This window comes from Vibrio sagamiensis NBRC 104589 (assembly GCF_007990935.1).
GTDB lineage: Bacteria > Pseudomonadota > Gammaproteobacteria > Enterobacterales > Vibrionaceae > Vibrio > Vibrio sagamiensis.
On sequence record NZ_BJXJ01000003.1, the window covers coordinates 147,035 to 163,355 of the forward strand.

Consider the following 16,321-nt stretch of genomic DNA (forward strand, 5'->3'; position numbering starts at 1 on the left):
ATCTGTTTATTTATACAGTTTTTCTTGATTTACTAGGGTGACATTAGATAATGTCACCCTAATTATTTTTACGATTTGATCATTATGACTCGTCTGTTTATTGCCGAAAAACCCAGCTTAGGCCGCGCGATTGCGTCGGCATTGCCTAATCCTCAGAAGAAAGAACAAGGATTTATTCGTTGTGGCAATGGCGATATCGTCACTTGGTGTATTGGACATTTGCTGGAGCAGGTGGAGCCAGATGCTTATGACGAGCGTTATAAGAAATGGAACCTCGCCGATCTCCCTATCGTCCCAGAGCAATGGCAATTGAGACCGAGGTCAAGTGCCAGTAAGCAGTTGACGGTTATTCGTAAGCTTCTCAAAGAAGCCTCTCAAGTGATCCATGCAGGTGACCCAGACAGGGAAGGGCAACTCCTGGTTGATGAAGTGTTAGATTACTGTAAGTTGTCTAAAACTAAAAAAGAAGCCACCCAGCGTTTATTGATTTCAGACCTAAACCTGCCAGCGGTAAAGCGAGCCATCAATACTATGCGTAGCAACCGCGACTTCATCCCTCTGTCCGTTTCTGCGCTAGCCCGTTCGCGAGCGGATTGGTTATATGGGATGAACATGTCTAGAGCTTACACGCTGCTGGGACAGCAAGCGGGCTATGAAGGAGTATTGTCAGTAGGACGTGTACAAACACCAGTTTTGGGCTTAGTGGTGCGGCGGGATGAAGAGATTGAACACTTTGTTCCGAAGGACTATTTTACCTTGCACGCACTGATCCCATATCAAGATCACAATGGTACATTCGACATTCGAGCTCGTTGGAAACCGAGTGAAGCGTGTAAACCTTGGCAAGATGAAGATGGCCGAGTCTTGAGCCGAAAACTGGTTGAGAACGTCGCGCAACGAATTGCTAATCAGCCCGCTACAGTAGTCGAATCTGAACAAAAGCAAACCAAGCAATCGGCCCCATTGCCTTACTCTCTGTCTTCATTACAAATTGATGCCGCAAAACGTTACGGCATGAGTGCTCAGCAAGTTTTAGATACTTGTCAGGCTTTATATGAAAGACATAAGCTGATCACCTATCCACGTTCCGACTGTCGCTATCTTCCTCAAGAGCATTTTGCTCAAGCCGCTGCTGTGACTGCCGCGATCAGCCATAATGACGCAGCGTTACAAACTGCTGTTTTTGGTGCAAACCTGAGTCTGAAATCTAAAGCTTGGAATGATAAAAAAGTCGATGCTCACCATGCAATTATTCCTACTCCTAAGCAAGTTAACCCCGCTGCGTTATCAGCTGATCAAAGCAAAGTTTACCAGTTGATTGCTCGTCAATACTTAATGCAATTTTATCCATCGGCTGTGTATGCTGAGGCGAAGTTAGTCTTTGATATTGCAGGAGGTACCTTTATTGCTAAAGGTCGACAGCTGGTTGAGCCCGGTTGGAAAACCTTAATGGGTAAAACCGATAAGGAAGAAGAAGGGATCGATACGGTTCCTCCGTTAACGAAAGGGACAGTCCTTACCTGCCGTGAAGGAGAAATTAAGGATCGCAAAACTGAGCCTCCGAAGCACTTTACAGAAGCGACTTTGCTCCAAGCGATGACGGGTATCGCCAGATATGTGGCAAACAAAGATCTGAAAAAAATACTACGAGAAACAGATGGTCTTGGTACTGAAGCGACCCGCGCAGGGATTTTGGATACTTTGTTTAAGCGTCAACTACTGACTCGGCAAGGAAAATCCATTCTCAGTTCACCAGCAGGGAGAGGCTTAATTCATGCTTTGCCAGAAGAGTCTACGTTTCCAGATATGACGGCACATTGGGAGCATCAACTGCAAGGTATGGCAGAGCGTAACCAAGCTTATTTACCATTCATGCAAGCGTTGAAGCAGCGTATTGATGGGTTAATGCAGCAAGTTAAACAGGGCGGTGTCCCAGATTCATTACGATCCTTACCTAAAGTAGAACGGCCAGCATTTAAACGTAAAAAACGCAGCTATAAGAAAAGTAAAACAGCAACGGCGTCGGGAAGGCGTAAATCAACCCAGTAAGTGTTATACCTATAACTAAATCACTTCAAGATGCAGTGTTCAGCTAGACGCCTTAGATTTCAGGCGTGGCACGATGCTTAGATATTACATTAAGGACCGTTAACAGCACATGAATAAAAAACAAAGCGGCATTGAGTGGTGCCGCTTTTGTGCTTGTAATGTATAAAACGCGTTCGTTATTCAAACATATCATCATGACTGTGAATGGCGCCTCGAACGTCATCCTGAGTCAGGACACGTTTGCCTAAATCTTGCTTGACCTGTTTGCCAAGATCAATCAGAGCATCACGATTTGCTTGGGTTTGACGTTTACCAGCACTTCTTAAGCAGTAATTGAGTTCGTGCTCTTCACTGAAGTTCACCAGATCTCTATCAGCAGCCATAACTTTCTCCTTAGTGAGTTTATTCTCAACAATAAGTCTGGTTTGAAATTGTATAAATTCAAGTAGTAACTTAGAGAAAGCGCGCTGGGAAGAAGGTATTTATAAGAGCAGGGGTGCTCTTTACTATTTAACTGATTGAAATAAAGGGTTTACCAAGACCGCTCAGCTTCAGTAAAATTGAGGCCAGATTTTATCTCGCAACGAAGAAGAATCCTTATGCTTCCTCTGATCTACCATCCGATTTACTCACAACTCGATTTACCTGTGGGCCATCGTTACCCAATCATGAAATATGCCTATCTATACCAAGCTGTACTCGCAGATCGAGAAAAAGGCCATTGGACGATCCCTGCTGTCTTTTTCCAACCAAAGCCACTTGGTATCGAAACCATAAAACAAGTACACAGTGAAGAGTACGTCGATCTTTTGGTCAGTGGCCAGTTGCCTGCCGCGAAGATGCGTCGGATAGGCTTTCCTTGGAGTGATGCACTCATTAAGCGTACGTTGACTTCTGCTGGTGGGACGGTAATGACTGCCGAAAAAGCATATGAACACGGAGTGGCCATTCATTTAAGTGGTGGCTACCATCATGCCCATCGTGATTTCGGCAGTGGTTTTTGCTTGTTTAATGATCTAGTGCTTGCTGCTAAGCAGATGTTAACCAAGGAAGCCATTGATAAAGTGTTGATCATTGACAGTGATGTTCATCATGGCGATGGCACCGCAACGTTATGCGCAGATGAATCGGATATCATTACCTTGTCTTTTCACTGCGATAAGAACTTCCCAGCCAGAAAGCCGGATTCCGATTTAGATGTCCCGTTGGCAAGAGGGACAGACGACGTTGCCTTTTTATCGACCTTTAAAAGTGTGGTTGAAATGGCGATCAATCTGCATCGACCTGATTTAATTATTTATGATGCGGGAGTCGATATTCATACTGACGATGAGCTTGGCTTTTTAAATGTTTCAACTCAAGCTATCTATGAGAGGGATACCTTCTTGATGACATGTGCGAAACAAAACCAGATTCCCGTTGCGGCTGTTGTTGGAGGAGGTTACCGCAGTGAGCACGCTGACCTAGTTCCTATTCATATGCAGTTGATTCGTGCTGTACAAAGTGTATTTTCAGACTCCCAATAAAAATAATGTCGCCTATTGAGCGTGAAAAACCCGAGCCCATAAATAATGAGCTCGGTATGACTTCTGTGAGGGTTTTGCTTCTAATCGGAAGAGTTACGTAGTTTTGGATCGTCGCTGAGGTATTCGACGAATTCTATTTCAAAGCCAGCCGGATCAATAAAGTAGACATTTTTCCGATATAGATTTTCTGTCCCGGGATTATGAATCGGGTAGCCTGCAGAAGTTAAGCGTTTTATGACGCCATCAATATTGTTTGTCACATAGGCAAAATGCGCGAGCCCAACTTGATGTCCGGACAGATTTCGATTGACGTCTTCACCATGATCACTAAAAGCGAGATATTGATAATCATCGCCAAAATGCAGCCAGTTTCTTGGTTTACCATGCCATTCGCCTGTCCCCTCTGCTCTTACTTTCCAATGTGGGAAGGCAGCAAGATAGAATTTTAGTACTGCAGGAATGTCTTTTACGACTAAGTTTACATGCTCAAGTTGGATCATAAGTTCTCCTTGTTTCTACTCTAAAACCAACAAGCGCAAGAATAAAACCTCAGGTTAAGTTGAGGTAAAGGATAATTTTTATTTTTTATTGAGAGGTATATTGAGGTTACTTGTGTACACGAATCAGCTCATCAGAGAACCAGCAATAGCCGTTGCTATGACTGGTTCTCTTCTTTAATTTATCGTTCGCCTCACTGCACTGAGCATTTTTAAGTTACTTGGGTATATCGTGTCTAATTAATAAATCCATTGTAGAGCATATATAAATGCGCCGATGACCAAGAGAAGTTGTTCGCACCTTGAACAGCGCCTGTTTCGGGATTGTAGTTCTCTTGGATTGGACGATCAGCTGTTAAGCCTTCCGCATTCTGGAACAAACGGGAAACATACTCATTGGCTTGTACTTGATAGCCATAGTTTGCCATCCCTCGGACCCCAAAATAGAATTGGTCAACCCAAACTCGGCCACGCCAATAAATATCTGCGCCATAAGCTGGGCTATCAAGTGCCGCTGTCCCTAGTGGAACATGGGTGTTGAACTTATTGATGTCCAACATATTTTTGACTACGGCGTCAGCATTTTCTTGTGTCGCAGCACCATTAAACAAGGGCGACCAGCCTTCTGGCCCCATGCCTCGATGGCTTAGAGGCTCGCCGGCACAGCCATTACTTAGACTGATTGAATTGATGCTGATGTCGTAATAAAAGCCACTATTGGCATCGAACATACACTGATTAATGTATTGTTTGGTTTTCTCGGCTTTCGCTTTAAACTCAAGCGCATCATCACTAAAGCCGATGGCTTGAGCGATTTTTGCTAGATAATTGTTATCAGAATACCAATAAGAAGCTTGATCAACCGATTCCTGTTTTAGAGAATATCCTACAATTTGGCCGTTAGTGTCTTTGCTTTCAGCAAATTTTACTTGCCACTCTTTTTTGGCTAGATTGAGCTTATCGTTATTTTCTGGCGTTGTGTTGGTGTATTCAGCGATGTAGGTCGATTTACCATTACCGTCAACAATTTCATTGACTGTTATGCTGTTATCAAAGCCGTGTTTTACTGCATAACGGCCCAGTTGGTCGATTTGTTGAGCTTGGGTGATGCTCATTGGTTCGGTACTTTTTGCATCTGCAATCGTATCAATGAAGCCAAATACGGCGGCGTCATCACGACCGGACTCCCAAGAAGCCGCAGTTTGTGCGGGACTGCCAATATCAACATAGTTTTGTGAATCCAGCAGCGCGTTATAACCTTCAATACCCGCATCGTATGTCCATTTGTCTTCACCGAGCTTGATGTATTTATACTTCATAGCATTAATAGCTAGGCCATTCCAGTTGTTATGTATATCCCTTGGTTTGGCGGCTTCTTCTGCTGTGACATTGTGTTCAGTATCAAAAGTTGCACCATATTCAGGAATGCCATTTTTGTTGGTATCACGAGCGGTTAACCACCAATTATGATAGGCGACTAATTTAGGGTACATCTCTTGAAGAAATGCTATCGCTTCTGCTTCACGCTGGTGTTCATTTTTAAGTGCACTGTACACTTCCCAAACTGCCCAAGAGGCTAGAGAAGGTTTGGTATCTCGCTCATTCCATGTTTGAGCATCGTTAAACTCGGTTCTATTTTCGGCTTCTGCTCTTGGCTTGCCCATATTCATACCAACGACATCAAGCAAAAATCCTTGATCCCATGGACGAAGTGCATCGCCTTCTTGGACTTGATATTGGAAAACGGCTCGAATATTTTCCATAGCAACATCTGGATTAAAGTGTGCCATGGCATAAGCTTGCTTCCAGGTATCCCAAGGCCAAGTTAAGTTACCAGAGAACCAACGTGCGGTGACTGAAGGTGTAACAGTGTGATGATCCAGAACACCTGCAGGGCTACGCCAGTTACCATTTAAAGTTTCAATCGCTTTAACGGCTACACGCTCATGTTCTGGGGCTGCTGAATTATTACTTAGCCCTTTCTCTAGATAAGTTTCCCAACGGTTGATTGAGGCGGTTAAATAGGTTGTAGGATTAGCTAAAATATCATCAACGACTGTTTTTTCTTTAGCCCATTCTTGCGCAGTTAATGTATGGGTGAAGACAGTATAGAAAGTTTCATTACCTGTAATACGTTTTATTGATGTGTAGGCATTGTCAGTGAGTGTCGTGATGGTAGGGGTGCTGCGCGTAATATGGAACGCGGATTCACCAGTGGTTCTCACATACCAAGAGTCCCGTTCACGGCCGAAATCAACAACAACGTTACCTGTATTATCGCTATTGAGTGTTCGAGTATAGTTCGGTAACTTTTCTGACAGAGACGGCTGACTTTGAGCATCTCCATCTTTAGCGTAGTACCCTGTGACCAGCTGGCCAGAAAGAGACAGTTCAAGAGATTGTGTCGTCGGATTCAAGACTTTCGTTTCTAGCAAAGAAGAGCGATCTGAAACGAAACGTAATGTTAAATCGATCACTACGCCATCTTGAGTGGTTAATTTCTGAATCAGAGCACCCGGAATACTGTATGCCTTGGTGGTGAAGTCCGTTTTCTTGCCGTCTAGAATGATCATCGGCTTCTCTAGGTATTTTGCCATAGAGACATTGTATTCTTCAGCAATAATTGTCGTTCCAAATCCTCCAGCTGTATTTTCGTTGCTTTGGCTTAAATCTGGTAATAAATGTCCATGCCATGCTCCATTATCATGCAATGGGGTGTAAGCCATGTGATTGCCTGCTCCAACTTCTGCTAGGTGGCTAGGAGTACCTGAGCGGTCAAGAATATTACTAAATTGTGAGGCGATAATAGGTTGATTTTCCTCGCTATTTGAGTTTTTAGAATCACTAAAACAACCAAGGAGTAGGGCACTGGTAATGGAAACGGTTAAAAAGGATTTTTTTGTATTCATATTCATCATTCAAACTTTAATTTTTACACCCTGACTAAGCAGTGGTGGGTCAACGACTGCGAGAATGTAATACGCAATGACAAATGATAATGTTGCCGTTATCACACGGAAATAAGTGGTTACAATAATAACCATGTAAAAAGTGAGCCTTTGTCTTAAATAGAAATAGTCTATTTGATGGTTTTTATTTTTCTGGGCAATGTTTTAGCATTCATTACAAGGGCAGGGGCATGATGACAAATGAAGGTGGTGCAACTAAAGCCGCAATAAGGAAAGGGCATAATAGCAAGATTTGGCTTTTTACTTCCTTTTCTATTCATTACCTCAATTATACTAAGCAAGCCACTTCATTTACATTTGTTCGTGATTCTTATAGCAAATAAACAAGAGTTTTTATAAGTCGAATCTGAGCGCGCTATCATTGAGTTGATTCATGACCGTTTGCTGTATCGCTGTTTCTGTCTCTCTTGCCTCCGTCTTTATTTACGGTTTGTGGTGCGGTATAGTTTGCAGTGTCCTCTTTATCCTTGCTGTTACACGGCAAATAAAAGACGTTCAAAAAGGAAGCTAATATGAAATACCAAGGACTTTTACTACTGGCTACTGGTGCGCTAGCAGCCAATGTTAATGCTAATGAGTGTGGTACCGTTACCATTGCAGACATGAACTGGAACTCCGCCACGCTGATCGCCAATGTTGACCGTTTTATTCTTGAACATGGTTATGGGTGTGAGGCTGAGTTGATACCTGGTGATACCATGCCTACGGGCACTTCAATGATTGAAAAAGGTCAACCGGACGTTGCCCCAGAACTTTGGAGTAACAGTCTTAAAGATGCGCTAGATAAAGGGGTAGCTGAGAAGAGACTTCGCTATGCAGGCAAAGCCTTAGTTGATGGTGGCGAAGAAGGCTTCTGGGTTCCAGCCTATCTTGTTAAGCAATATCCAGACATCAAAACCATTGAAGGGATCAAGAAGCACGCTAAACTCTTTGTTCATCCAGAAGATAAAACAAAATCGGCTTTCTATAGCTGCCCAGCGGGTTGGAACTGCCAAATCAGTGCGGGTAACTTGTTTAAATCAATGGATCTCGCGAGCGCTGGCTTTGAGATCGTCGATCCTGGTTCAAGTGCTGGCCTATCCGGCTCTATTGCCAAAGCCTACGAACGCCAGCAGCCATGGTTTGGATACTACTGGGCTCCAACAGCAGTATTGGGTAAATACGACATGGTTAAAGTGGATTTTGGTAGCGGCGTAAATGAAAAAGAGTTTGTAAGTTGTATCACACAGGCAGACTGTGAAGATCCTAAAGTGACAATGTACCCGCCTTCTCCTGTCCATACTGTTACCACTGAAGAATTTGCTTCACGTTCTCCACAAGCATACGAGTACTTCACTAAGCGTGGCTTTACTAATGCTGACATGAACCAAATTTTGGCTTGGATGGAGGACAACCAAGCTGATGGTGAAGAGACCATGTACCACTTCCTAGAAAAATATCCGCAAATCTGGACGGCCTGGGTACCTCAAGACGTCGCGAAAAAAGTACAAAGTGCCCTGTAAAACAGAGGCGTTTCGTAAACGATACAGGAATATCGAACTTGTTGTATACCGAGGCTGACTTCAGCCTCGGTAAGAAAAGGAATTATATATGTCTGACTCGAACTGGTTGAGTGAATTTCCAGAAATGGATCGCACTGACCTTAGAGCCATCCGCAAAACACTCGATGGCGCCTATCGCGATTTCTCGCGTGAATACGGTGACCTGATTGAATCTTTCTTTGACCCACTGCTCTCATTTCTGGTGTGGTTTGAAAAACTTCTTATTTCAACTCCTTGGTTTATCATCCTCGCGATTTGTACTGGATTAGTTTATGCCGCAAGCCGCTCTTGGAAACTTGCGGTCGCATGTTTTGGTTCTCTGATACTGATAGGTTATTTCGGTATGTGGGAAGACACCATGAGGACACTCAGTATTATCACCGTTTGTACCATGCTTGCAATAGCCCTTGGTATTCCAATCGGTATCGCTATGGCGCGTTCTAACCGAGTGCAATCAATCGTTACACCGTTACTGGATGTGATGCAAACGATGCCCGCTTTTGTTTACCTTATCCCTGTCGTTATGTTACTCGGTATAGGCAAAATACCGGGGCTCATTGCCGTTGTAATTTATGCGATTCCTCCAGTGATTCGTTTAACTAATCTTGGGATCCGCTTGGTCGATAAAGAGGTGTTAGAAGCGGCGACTGCGTTTGGTGCCAGTAAAAAGCAGCGCTTAATTGGCGTGCAATTACCATTGGCTATGCCAACTATTATGGCGGGCATCAACCAAACCATTATGATGGCGCTATCCATGGTTGTTATTGCTTCAATGATTGGTGTAAAAGGGTTGGGACAGCCAGTATTAAAATCGATCACTAACCAATATTTCACACTCGGATTATTGAACGGCTTAGCGATTGTGGCCTTGGCGATTTTGTTCGACCGTGCATCACAAGCCTATGCAAAACGAACTCAAGCGCACTTAGGAGATCTGAAACATGACTAAGCCACTTATAGAAATCAGCGGCCTGTATAAGATCTTCGGCCCGAAACCTGATACGGTGATTGAACTTATAAAACAGGGACAAAGTAAAGATCAAATTCTAGTAGAGACAGGCCATACAGTCGGTTTAAAAGACATCAATCTACAAATAAAAAAAGGTGAAATTTTCGTGATCATGGGACTGTCTGGCTCGGGTAAATCAACCATGATTCGTCACTTTAACCGTTTGATTGATCCTACGATGGGGCAGATTTTAGTTGAAGGTATCGATGTCATGCAGCTGTCGGCTACCGAATTGGAAGAGTTTCGTCGACATAAGATGTCGATGGTGTTTCAACGTTTTGGTCTATTGCCTCACCGCACCGTGGTCGATAATGTTGCCTACGGTTTAGAAATCCAAAGCATTAAGAAAGAAGTGCGTCTCGCAAAAGCCAATGAATGGTTGGAGGCAGTTGGTCTTAAAGGTTACGAAAATCAGTATCCTGCACAACTTTCTGGTGGGCAGCAGCAACGTGTTGGTTTGGCTCGTGCACTTGCGACCGATGCTGAAATTCTCCTGATGGATGAAGCTTTCTCCGCCCTTGACCCTTTGATCCGTAGTGAGATGCAAGATCAACTGATTGAATTGCAAGAGAAGCTGCATAAAACCATTATATTTATTACCCATGACTTAGATGAAGCGCTACGTTTGGGTGATCGTATTGCCATTTTGAAAGATGGGGAATTGATACAGCAAGGCTCACCTGATGAAATCCTACTCCATCCTGCTGATGATTATGTAGAAGCCTTTGTTAAAGATGTAAATCGAGCTCGCGCACTAACCGTTGAAATCGTTATGAAGCCACCAGCATATCGCATCACAGCAACAACTATTGAAGAAGCTTTAATTGAAATGAAGCGTGTTAAACAAGATTACGCTTATCATGTAACAGAAGATGGTTATCAAGGCGTTATTACTAAAGAAGGCTTGTTGGATGCTGCCAAGATGGATAGCTCGCAACAGCTTGATGAAGAGATCTATGAAGAAGTGCCGACGATATCTCCTGATTCTATGATTGAAGAAATTCTTCCTGATACCATGTCTTGTGACTACTCACTGCCTGTTGTTGACGATGAAGGTAATTTGCAAGGCGAGTTAGAACGAAGTGCCGTTGCAGAAATCTTTACAGATAGCTCAGAAGATGAAGTGCCACTCAAGGAAACCACAACTGCTGAGAATAATAATAAAGACTCTGGAGAACTTCTTCCCTGAATAATATGAGATGTGCGGTATAAATCGAATAGACCTAATTTAGGGGGTTAACGCTATTTTATTGTAAATATGTTTTGGAAATGTGTTTTTTACAGTTAACGATTTAATATAAGAGGCGAGATTTTTATTCGCCTCTAATTATATAAATTACTAATGTATAAATGCTATGAATATAAACTAACATAGCACAGTCACTATTAATATAGGTGGGTTTTTCTATCATTCTTGTAGTTGCAATCGCGGTTTTAAAATTGAGTCTATCGCAGGTTTACGATTTTTCTTTCCTTTAAAGAAGAGAGCTTTACAATTCCTTTATTTCTCCAAATGAATAATCAATTAATTTAGAGGTATTTTTAAAGTCTATGATTTATAAGTGATTATTTCTTAAATTCCCATGCTCTTCATGTTTTTAAAAAGGTTAATTCATATTTTCATAAGTTTTTATAAAAAGATTATATGATATTATTATAATTAATTAATTTATTGTTGTCTTTAATTTGCAAGGTGTTGCTGAATTAGCAAAGATAAAGTTAAATTTAGTACTTCGAGCAATAAATATGTCACCGTTTCATTCCTCAATAATATTTAGTGTGTTTGTACTGAGTGCATCTACACTGAGTGCCGAGACTGCTCCTTATTTAGGAGTAAAAGCAGGGTATCAATTTTCGCAAGATGATGCTTACCATTATAAAAAGGACCCAGAAGGTAGCATCGCGAGTCTATTTGCGGGCTATCAAATTGCACCTCAATGGGCGGTTGAAGCAGGGTATCAATATCATACTGAATTACATGCTTCAGCCACATCTGTTGATATCAAAACGTCACTGATTGAAGTCGCTGCTCGTTATGATTGGTATTGGCAAGAAAACGCTAGCCTTTATGGACGATTAGGTCTTGCCTATTGGAAAATGACCAAGCTTTCCCCAGACTTTAAACGAGATGCAACTGGTTTTTCTCCGTTAGGAGAAATTGGATTGGCTTATCAGTTTACGCCTCGATTCAGAGGTTCACTTGGTTATCAATATATCGATGAAATTGGTGACGCGAAAACCCGTTATTATGACAGTAATTCAATCATATGGGGCTTAAGTTACTCGTTCCCCTCTGATGATACAACCTCGATAGAGTCAGTAAAGATTCGCCCAATAAGTGCAGCCGTTATAGAACAACCAAATGTTCAATTTAGGCATCCTATATCTGAAACTTGTCGTTTTGAATTTGCTAGTTCTACTTTGAATAAATCTTGTCAGGTGACATTGGTTGAGGCCGCAGAGGCATTATCAGTAGCTCCTCATATTCAAGTAAGTATTGTCGGTCACACGGATTCAACGGGAAGTTTGAAAGTGAACCAGGTGTTATCAGAGCGTCGTGCAAAGGCCGCTGCCCACTTTTTAGAACAGCATGGCGTAAGCTCTAGCCAATTAGATATTTCAGGCAAAGGAGAGTTAGAGCCTCTTGTTTTGAACGCCACAAAGGAAGGCCGAGCATCAAATCGTCGTGTGGAAATTCACCAAAAACCTGAAGTGAGTGAGGCAGCCAATAATGAATAATGCAGTAATGAATAAGGGGAAGGGGCGTATGAAAAAAAATGTTTTAGCCCTGTGCGGTCTTGTAGCTACACTTTTTTTAAATGGTTGTAATAGTGAAGGGGGGTTTACTCCAGAAACTAAGGATAGTGATGAGGTCATTACTGCTACTTATAGCCTCACTATTACTTCAAATCAAGGAGGGGAAGTTACTCCTACTGAGGCTTCGGTTACTGCTGGCAAAAAGGCTTCATTTAATGTGATTCCATCGCCTGGATACAAAGTTAATAGTGTGGTGGTCAAAGAAGGGGAATGCCCTTTGCAGTTAGATGAAGTAATGAATAGTAATGAAACTGAATCGATGGTTTATGTGGTTGGACCAGTAGAGAGTGACTGTTTAGTTGCCGTCAGATTTGAGCCTGCTTTTTTACCTCTCGATCCAGTGTCACCTCTAGATTACCATGTCTCTATCACCTCAAATAATGGGGGAAAAGTTTCACCTGTAAAGGCCTCGGTCTCTTATGGTGACTTGGCCTCTTTTGAAGTCACTCCTTTTGTTGATTATAAGATTAGCAGTGTTGAGGTTCTAGAAGGGGAGTGTCCTTTGCAGCCATATTTGGTAGTAAATAATAGTGAAAATGAGACAACGTCGACGATTTATACGGTTGGTCCGGTTGAAAGTAATTGTTCAGTGGCCGTCAAGTTTGAGTGGGTTGAGCCTTCATTTTTACCACTAGAACCCTTACCGTTACCTCTAGATTACTATGTAAACATGAATGTTTCTCCTATTGATGGAGGTTACCTCCACCTATCTGAATACGGAGATCGCTCTACTTCCATAAGCTTTAACCTCAAATCTGGTCAGTCGCAGGAGTTTTGGGTTAGCGAAAAAGAGGGCTATCGTTTAGATAAAGTAAATGTGATTGATACTGCAAACTGCGTTATCACCTCTTTACATAAATCAAATGGCATATCGACAGCAATGTTTAGTGTACAGTCTATTTCGGGTCGATGCGATGTGGATGTCAACTTTGTAAAAAAAGACTACAAACCACTTATCCCTAAGCCGACGTATACTATTAATTTTAATGTTATCGGCAGTGGAACAGCCTCTATTAACCCCTTTATTTTTAGCGCATATGAAGGCGATAAAGTGTCATTTTCTGTGACACCATCAGAGGGCAGTCGCCTGGTTGGTACTAAGGGAGAAGGGTGTAATGTATTCAATAAAACAAAAAAAGAGGACCGTTATTCAGAAACTACTTACCTAACGACCCCTATAGAGTCAGATTGTACAATTACAGCCGAAGTGGAAGAGTATTATGATGTTTCCATTTCTAGCAGCACCAATGGTGTGATCAATAATTTTGTCGTGATTAACTCTGACGGTAGTATTGTAAATGATCCAAGTGTCATTAAGGGCAACAATGAGCTTCTATTCAAAGTAAATGAGGAGCAGTCAGTGAAGTTTTACGTTGATGCGAAAGATGGTTTCTTAGAGAAAAAAATCTGGAGCTCGACGGGTTGTCAAGTAACTTCTATTCAACGTGACGGTGCCTATCAAACAAAGCCGACGACGATGGATTGCGATCATTACATTGACTTTGAAGCTTTGTGTAATGGCACTCCTTACACCTCTGAAGACACAATAGAAATCTTGCTTAATGATGAATCATTGTCTCAGCCAAATCTACTTGTTCTAAATAATCGCACGATTCGTAAGGCAGTAAAAAATACGGCTTCTGATAAGACTACGGAGTATAAAAGCTTACTTTCAAGAGGTTTTAATTTTGATACTTCATGTGTTACCAATATGAGCGGTTTATTTGAAAACGAACCTGCTTTTAACGAGGACATTAGTCACTGGGATACTTCGAGTGTGAAAGACATGAGTAAGATGTTTTATGGTGCAACTTTGTTCGACCAACCTCTTGATCATTGGGATACTTCAAATGTGACGAATATGGCCAGTATGTTTAAACGTGCTGCTTCTTTTAACCATGATATAAACTTTAATGAAGTCACAGGCAGGTGGGACACTTCGAATGTGAAGAGTATGTACGATATGTTTAATAGTGCAAAATCATTTGATCAACCCATCGATCGCTGGGATACCTCAAGTGTGACAAGTATGGGCAGGATGTTCTATAACGCCTCTTCTTTCGACCAGAATATAAATTTTAATAAAGCCACAGGTAGTTGGGATACTTCGAATGTAAAGAATATGAGCTGGATGTTCAGTTATGCGAATAAATTCAATCATTACATTGGTGACTGGGACACTTCGAGTGTGATTGCTATGCAGAGTATGTTTGCTAACGCAAGACTATTCGACCAAAATATAAACTTTAAAAAAGACACCGGAAGTTGGAATACATCAAATGTGAAAAATATGAGCCGTATGTTTGAATTTGCTACTGCCTTTAGTCACCCTATTGGTGATTGGGATACCTCAAGTGTGACAAACATGAGCTATATGTTTTCAAAAGCAAGTTCTTTTAATCAACCTATCGGTGGTTGGGATACCTCGAGTGTCACAAATATGGACAATATGTTCTCTAGCGCAATTATCTTCAATCAGGATATTAACTTTAAAGAAACTACAGGCAGTTGGAATACTTCAAATGTGACGAATATGAACTTCATGTTTTCTAAAGCAGCCAAGTTCGATCATGATATTGGACGTTGGGATACTTCTTCCGTTGAGAGCATGGAAGGGATGTTTCATGAAACTCCTTTCGATCAGGACATTAACTTTAAGGAAGATACTGGTAGTTGGGATACTTCCAACGTAAAGAATATGGAAGCGATGTTTAAAGGTGCATCTAAGTTCAATCAATACATTGGTGACTGGGATACCTCGAGTGTGAAAAATATGAGCTGGATGTTTCAAGAAGCAAGTAAATTCAATCAGGATATTAACTTTAAGGAAGATACTGGCAGTTGGGATACCTCAAGTGTAGAAGATATGCACTCGATGTTCGCTTACGCTCGGGATTTCAATCAAAACATTGATGGCTGGAACACTTCAAGAGTAACAAATATGAACGCAATGTTCCTTGGTATAGGCTTCGACTATGATATCGGTGGGTGGGATACCCAAAATGTAACAGATATGCAGTTAATGTTTGCTCACACTTCGCATTTCAATAAAAATATTGGTCTCTGGGATACGTCTTCCGTGAAAAATATGAGCTGGATGTTCTGGAGAGCACTCTCATTTAATCAGGATATAAACTTTAAAGAAGACTCTGACAGTTGGGATACTTCTAATGTGACGGACATGAGTCAGATGTTCTATGATGCAAGAAACTTCGATCAATCTCTAGATAAATGGAATACTTCGAATGTCAGGAATATGAAGCGAATGTTCCTTAACGCAGAGAACTTCAATGGTAATCTGAGTGTATGGTGTGTTCCGAACATTACAGAAGAACCAAGTCAATTCTTTACAGTACGAGATGAGTCGAGAATGCCTAACTGGGGAAGCACGGCTTGTCAGTTACCTTGATGAAATTTACAGGGAGCGGTGGTTTTTTATAAAGAAAAACCTGAGACTCAAGGCGGTCACTTGGCCGCCTTCTTCATGATAAAACTACTTCGAAATTTAGCCACTAAAGATTCTGATACATAACAATTTTGTTTAGATATGGGTTGAAAAAGTGGAGTGTCATTGTCTGCATTTCAGTAAGCGAGTTCCAACATATTCGAAGAAGAGGTCTAGATCGGACCGTTTTGTTTCCACTATTTTTATACGCTCTCCTTGTTATACATAACCTTTGTGATAAATACACTCATCTTTTTAAGACTAAAGAACACACCTAAAATTTAGCTTGTTATTCATTGGTTTAGTTTGCTTTGTTTAGGCTGAGTTGCTGAAGAAAAAGGGGGGTAGGTATTAGATGTATTCAAATTTTCTGGGATAGGTGGTGTTATATGATTTGAAAGTTTGAACATTTATTTGCAGAAAAAAAACAATGGGAACTGATTGCTCAGTTCCCATTGTTCATGAATA

At 41.6% G+C, this 16,321-nt stretch carries 11 protein-coding genes; 8 read left to right on the plus strand and 3 right to left on the minus strand.

Annotated features, from left to right (window positions below; translation table 11 throughout):
* Nucleotides 1-84: 84 nt before the first annotated feature.
* Nucleotides 85-2,049 carry a DNA topoisomerase III gene (locus tag VSA01S_RS02805; RefSeq protein ID WP_039980581.1) on the plus strand — a complete coding sequence of 655 codons (1,965 nt, stop codon included), beginning with the start codon at nt 85-87 and terminating at the stop codon, nt 2,047-2,049.
* A 176-nt stretch (nt 2,050-2,225) separates the two neighbouring features.
* Here VSA01S_RS02805 and VSA01S_RS02810 read toward each other — a convergent pair whose 3' ends face one another.
* Complete coding sequence (locus VSA01S_RS02810) at nt 2,226-2,432, minus strand: hypothetical protein (RefSeq protein ID WP_021707942.1); 207 nt, start codon at nt 2,430-2,432, stop codon at nt 2,226-2,228.
* 216 nt (nt 2,433-2,648) lie between these two features.
* Here VSA01S_RS02810 and VSA01S_RS02815 point away from each other — a divergent pair, with 216 nt between their 5' ends.
* Complete coding sequence (locus VSA01S_RS02815; RefSeq protein ID WP_039980580.1) at nt 2,649-3,575, plus strand: histone deacetylase family protein; 927 nt, start codon at nt 2,649-2,651, stop codon at nt 3,573-3,575.
* Between the two features lie 80 nt (nt 3,576-3,655).
* Here VSA01S_RS02815 and VSA01S_RS02820 read toward each other — a convergent pair whose 3' ends face one another.
* Together VSA01S_RS02820 and ygjK are read right to left on the minus strand one after the other, a co-directional pair.
* Nucleotides 3,656-4,075, minus strand: a complete 420-nt coding sequence (locus tag VSA01S_RS02820; protein WP_039980579.1) for a VOC family protein — start codon at nt 4,073-4,075, stop codon at nt 3,656-3,658.
* Nucleotides 4,076-4,308: 233 nt separating this feature from the next.
* On the minus strand, nt 4,309-6,981 hold the full coding sequence (gene ygjK / locus VSA01S_RS02825; protein WP_039980611.1) for an alpha-glucosidase: 2,673 nt from the start codon (nt 6,979-6,981) through the stop codon (nt 4,309-4,311).
* 230 nt (nt 6,982-7,211) lie between these two features.
* Between ygjK and VSA01S_RS19910 the strand changes: the two genes are divergently transcribed.
* The 6 genes from VSA01S_RS19910 (at nt 7,212) to VSA01S_RS02850 (ending at nt 15,817) form a co-directional block, all read left to right on the plus strand.
* Nucleotides 7,212-7,364: a hypothetical protein gene (locus VSA01S_RS19910; protein WP_158000769.1), complete on the plus strand. Its 153-nt coding sequence runs from the start codon at nt 7,212-7,214 to the stop codon at nt 7,362-7,364.
* 189 nt (nt 7,365-7,553) lie between these two features.
* Nucleotides 7,554-8,543: an ABC transporter substrate-binding protein gene (locus tag VSA01S_RS02830; RefSeq protein WP_039980578.1), complete on the plus strand. Its 990-nt coding sequence runs from the start codon at nt 7,554-7,556 to the stop codon at nt 8,541-8,543.
* Between the two features lie 88 nt (nt 8,544-8,631).
* Nucleotides 8,632-9,531 (plus strand): ABC transporter permease, encoded by a 900-nt coding sequence (locus VSA01S_RS02835; protein WP_039980577.1) that lies wholly within the window; start codon nt 8,632-8,634, stop codon nt 9,529-9,531.
* Complete coding sequence (locus VSA01S_RS02840) at nt 9,524-10,780, plus strand: quaternary amine ABC transporter ATP-binding protein (protein ID WP_039980576.1); 1,257 nt, start codon at nt 9,524-9,526, stop codon at nt 10,778-10,780. Before VSA01S_RS02835 ends, VSA01S_RS02840 begins: the two co-directional genes overlap by 8 nt.
* A gap of 557 nt (nt 10,781-11,337) precedes the next feature.
* Nucleotides 11,338-12,330, plus strand: a complete 993-nt coding sequence (locus VSA01S_RS02845) for an OmpA family protein (protein WP_050567313.1) — start codon at nt 11,338-11,340, stop codon at nt 12,328-12,330.
* A 28-nt stretch (nt 12,331-12,358) separates the two neighbouring features.
* A complete protein-coding gene (locus tag VSA01S_RS02850; RefSeq protein WP_158000768.1) occupies nt 12,359-15,817 on the plus strand; it encodes a BspA family leucine-rich repeat surface protein in 3,459 nt (1,152 codons plus the stop codon).
* Nucleotides 15,818-16,321 lie beyond the last annotated feature (504 nt).

Coding starts and splice junctions, on each gene's coding strand:
- VSA01S_RS02805 (WP_039980581.1), top strand. CDS start 85: ATGACTCGTCTGTTTATTGCCGAAAAACCCAGCTTAGGCCGCGCGATT.
- VSA01S_RS02810 (WP_021707942.1), bottom strand. CDS start 2,432: ATGGCTGCTGATAGAGATCTGGTGAACTTCAGTGAAGAGCACGAACTC.
- VSA01S_RS02815 (WP_039980580.1), top strand. CDS start 2,649: ATGCTTCCTCTGATCTACCATCCGATTTACTCACAACTCGATTTACCT.
- VSA01S_RS02820 (WP_039980579.1), bottom strand. CDS start 4,075: ATGATCCAACTTGAGCATGTAAACTTAGTCGTAAAAGACATTCCTGCA.
- ygjK (WP_039980611.1), bottom strand. CDS start 6,981: ATGAATACAAAAAAATCCTTTTTAACCGTTTCCATTACCAGTGCCCTA.
- VSA01S_RS19910 (WP_158000769.1), top strand. CDS start 7,212: ATGATGACAAATGAAGGTGGTGCAACTAAAGCCGCAATAAGGAAAGGG.
- VSA01S_RS02830 (WP_039980578.1), top strand. CDS start 7,554: ATGAAATACCAAGGACTTTTACTACTGGCTACTGGTGCGCTAGCAGCC.
- VSA01S_RS02835 (WP_039980577.1), top strand. CDS start 8,632: ATGTCTGACTCGAACTGGTTGAGTGAATTTCCAGAAATGGATCGCACT.
- VSA01S_RS02840 (WP_039980576.1), top strand. CDS start 9,524: ATGACTAAGCCACTTATAGAAATCAGCGGCCTGTATAAGATCTTCGGC.
- VSA01S_RS02845 (WP_050567313.1), top strand. CDS start 11,338: ATGTCACCGTTTCATTCCTCAATAATATTTAGTGTGTTTGTACTGAGT.
- VSA01S_RS02850 (WP_158000768.1), top strand. CDS start 12,359: ATGAAAAAAAATGTTTTAGCCCTGTGCGGTCTTGTAGCTACACTTTTT.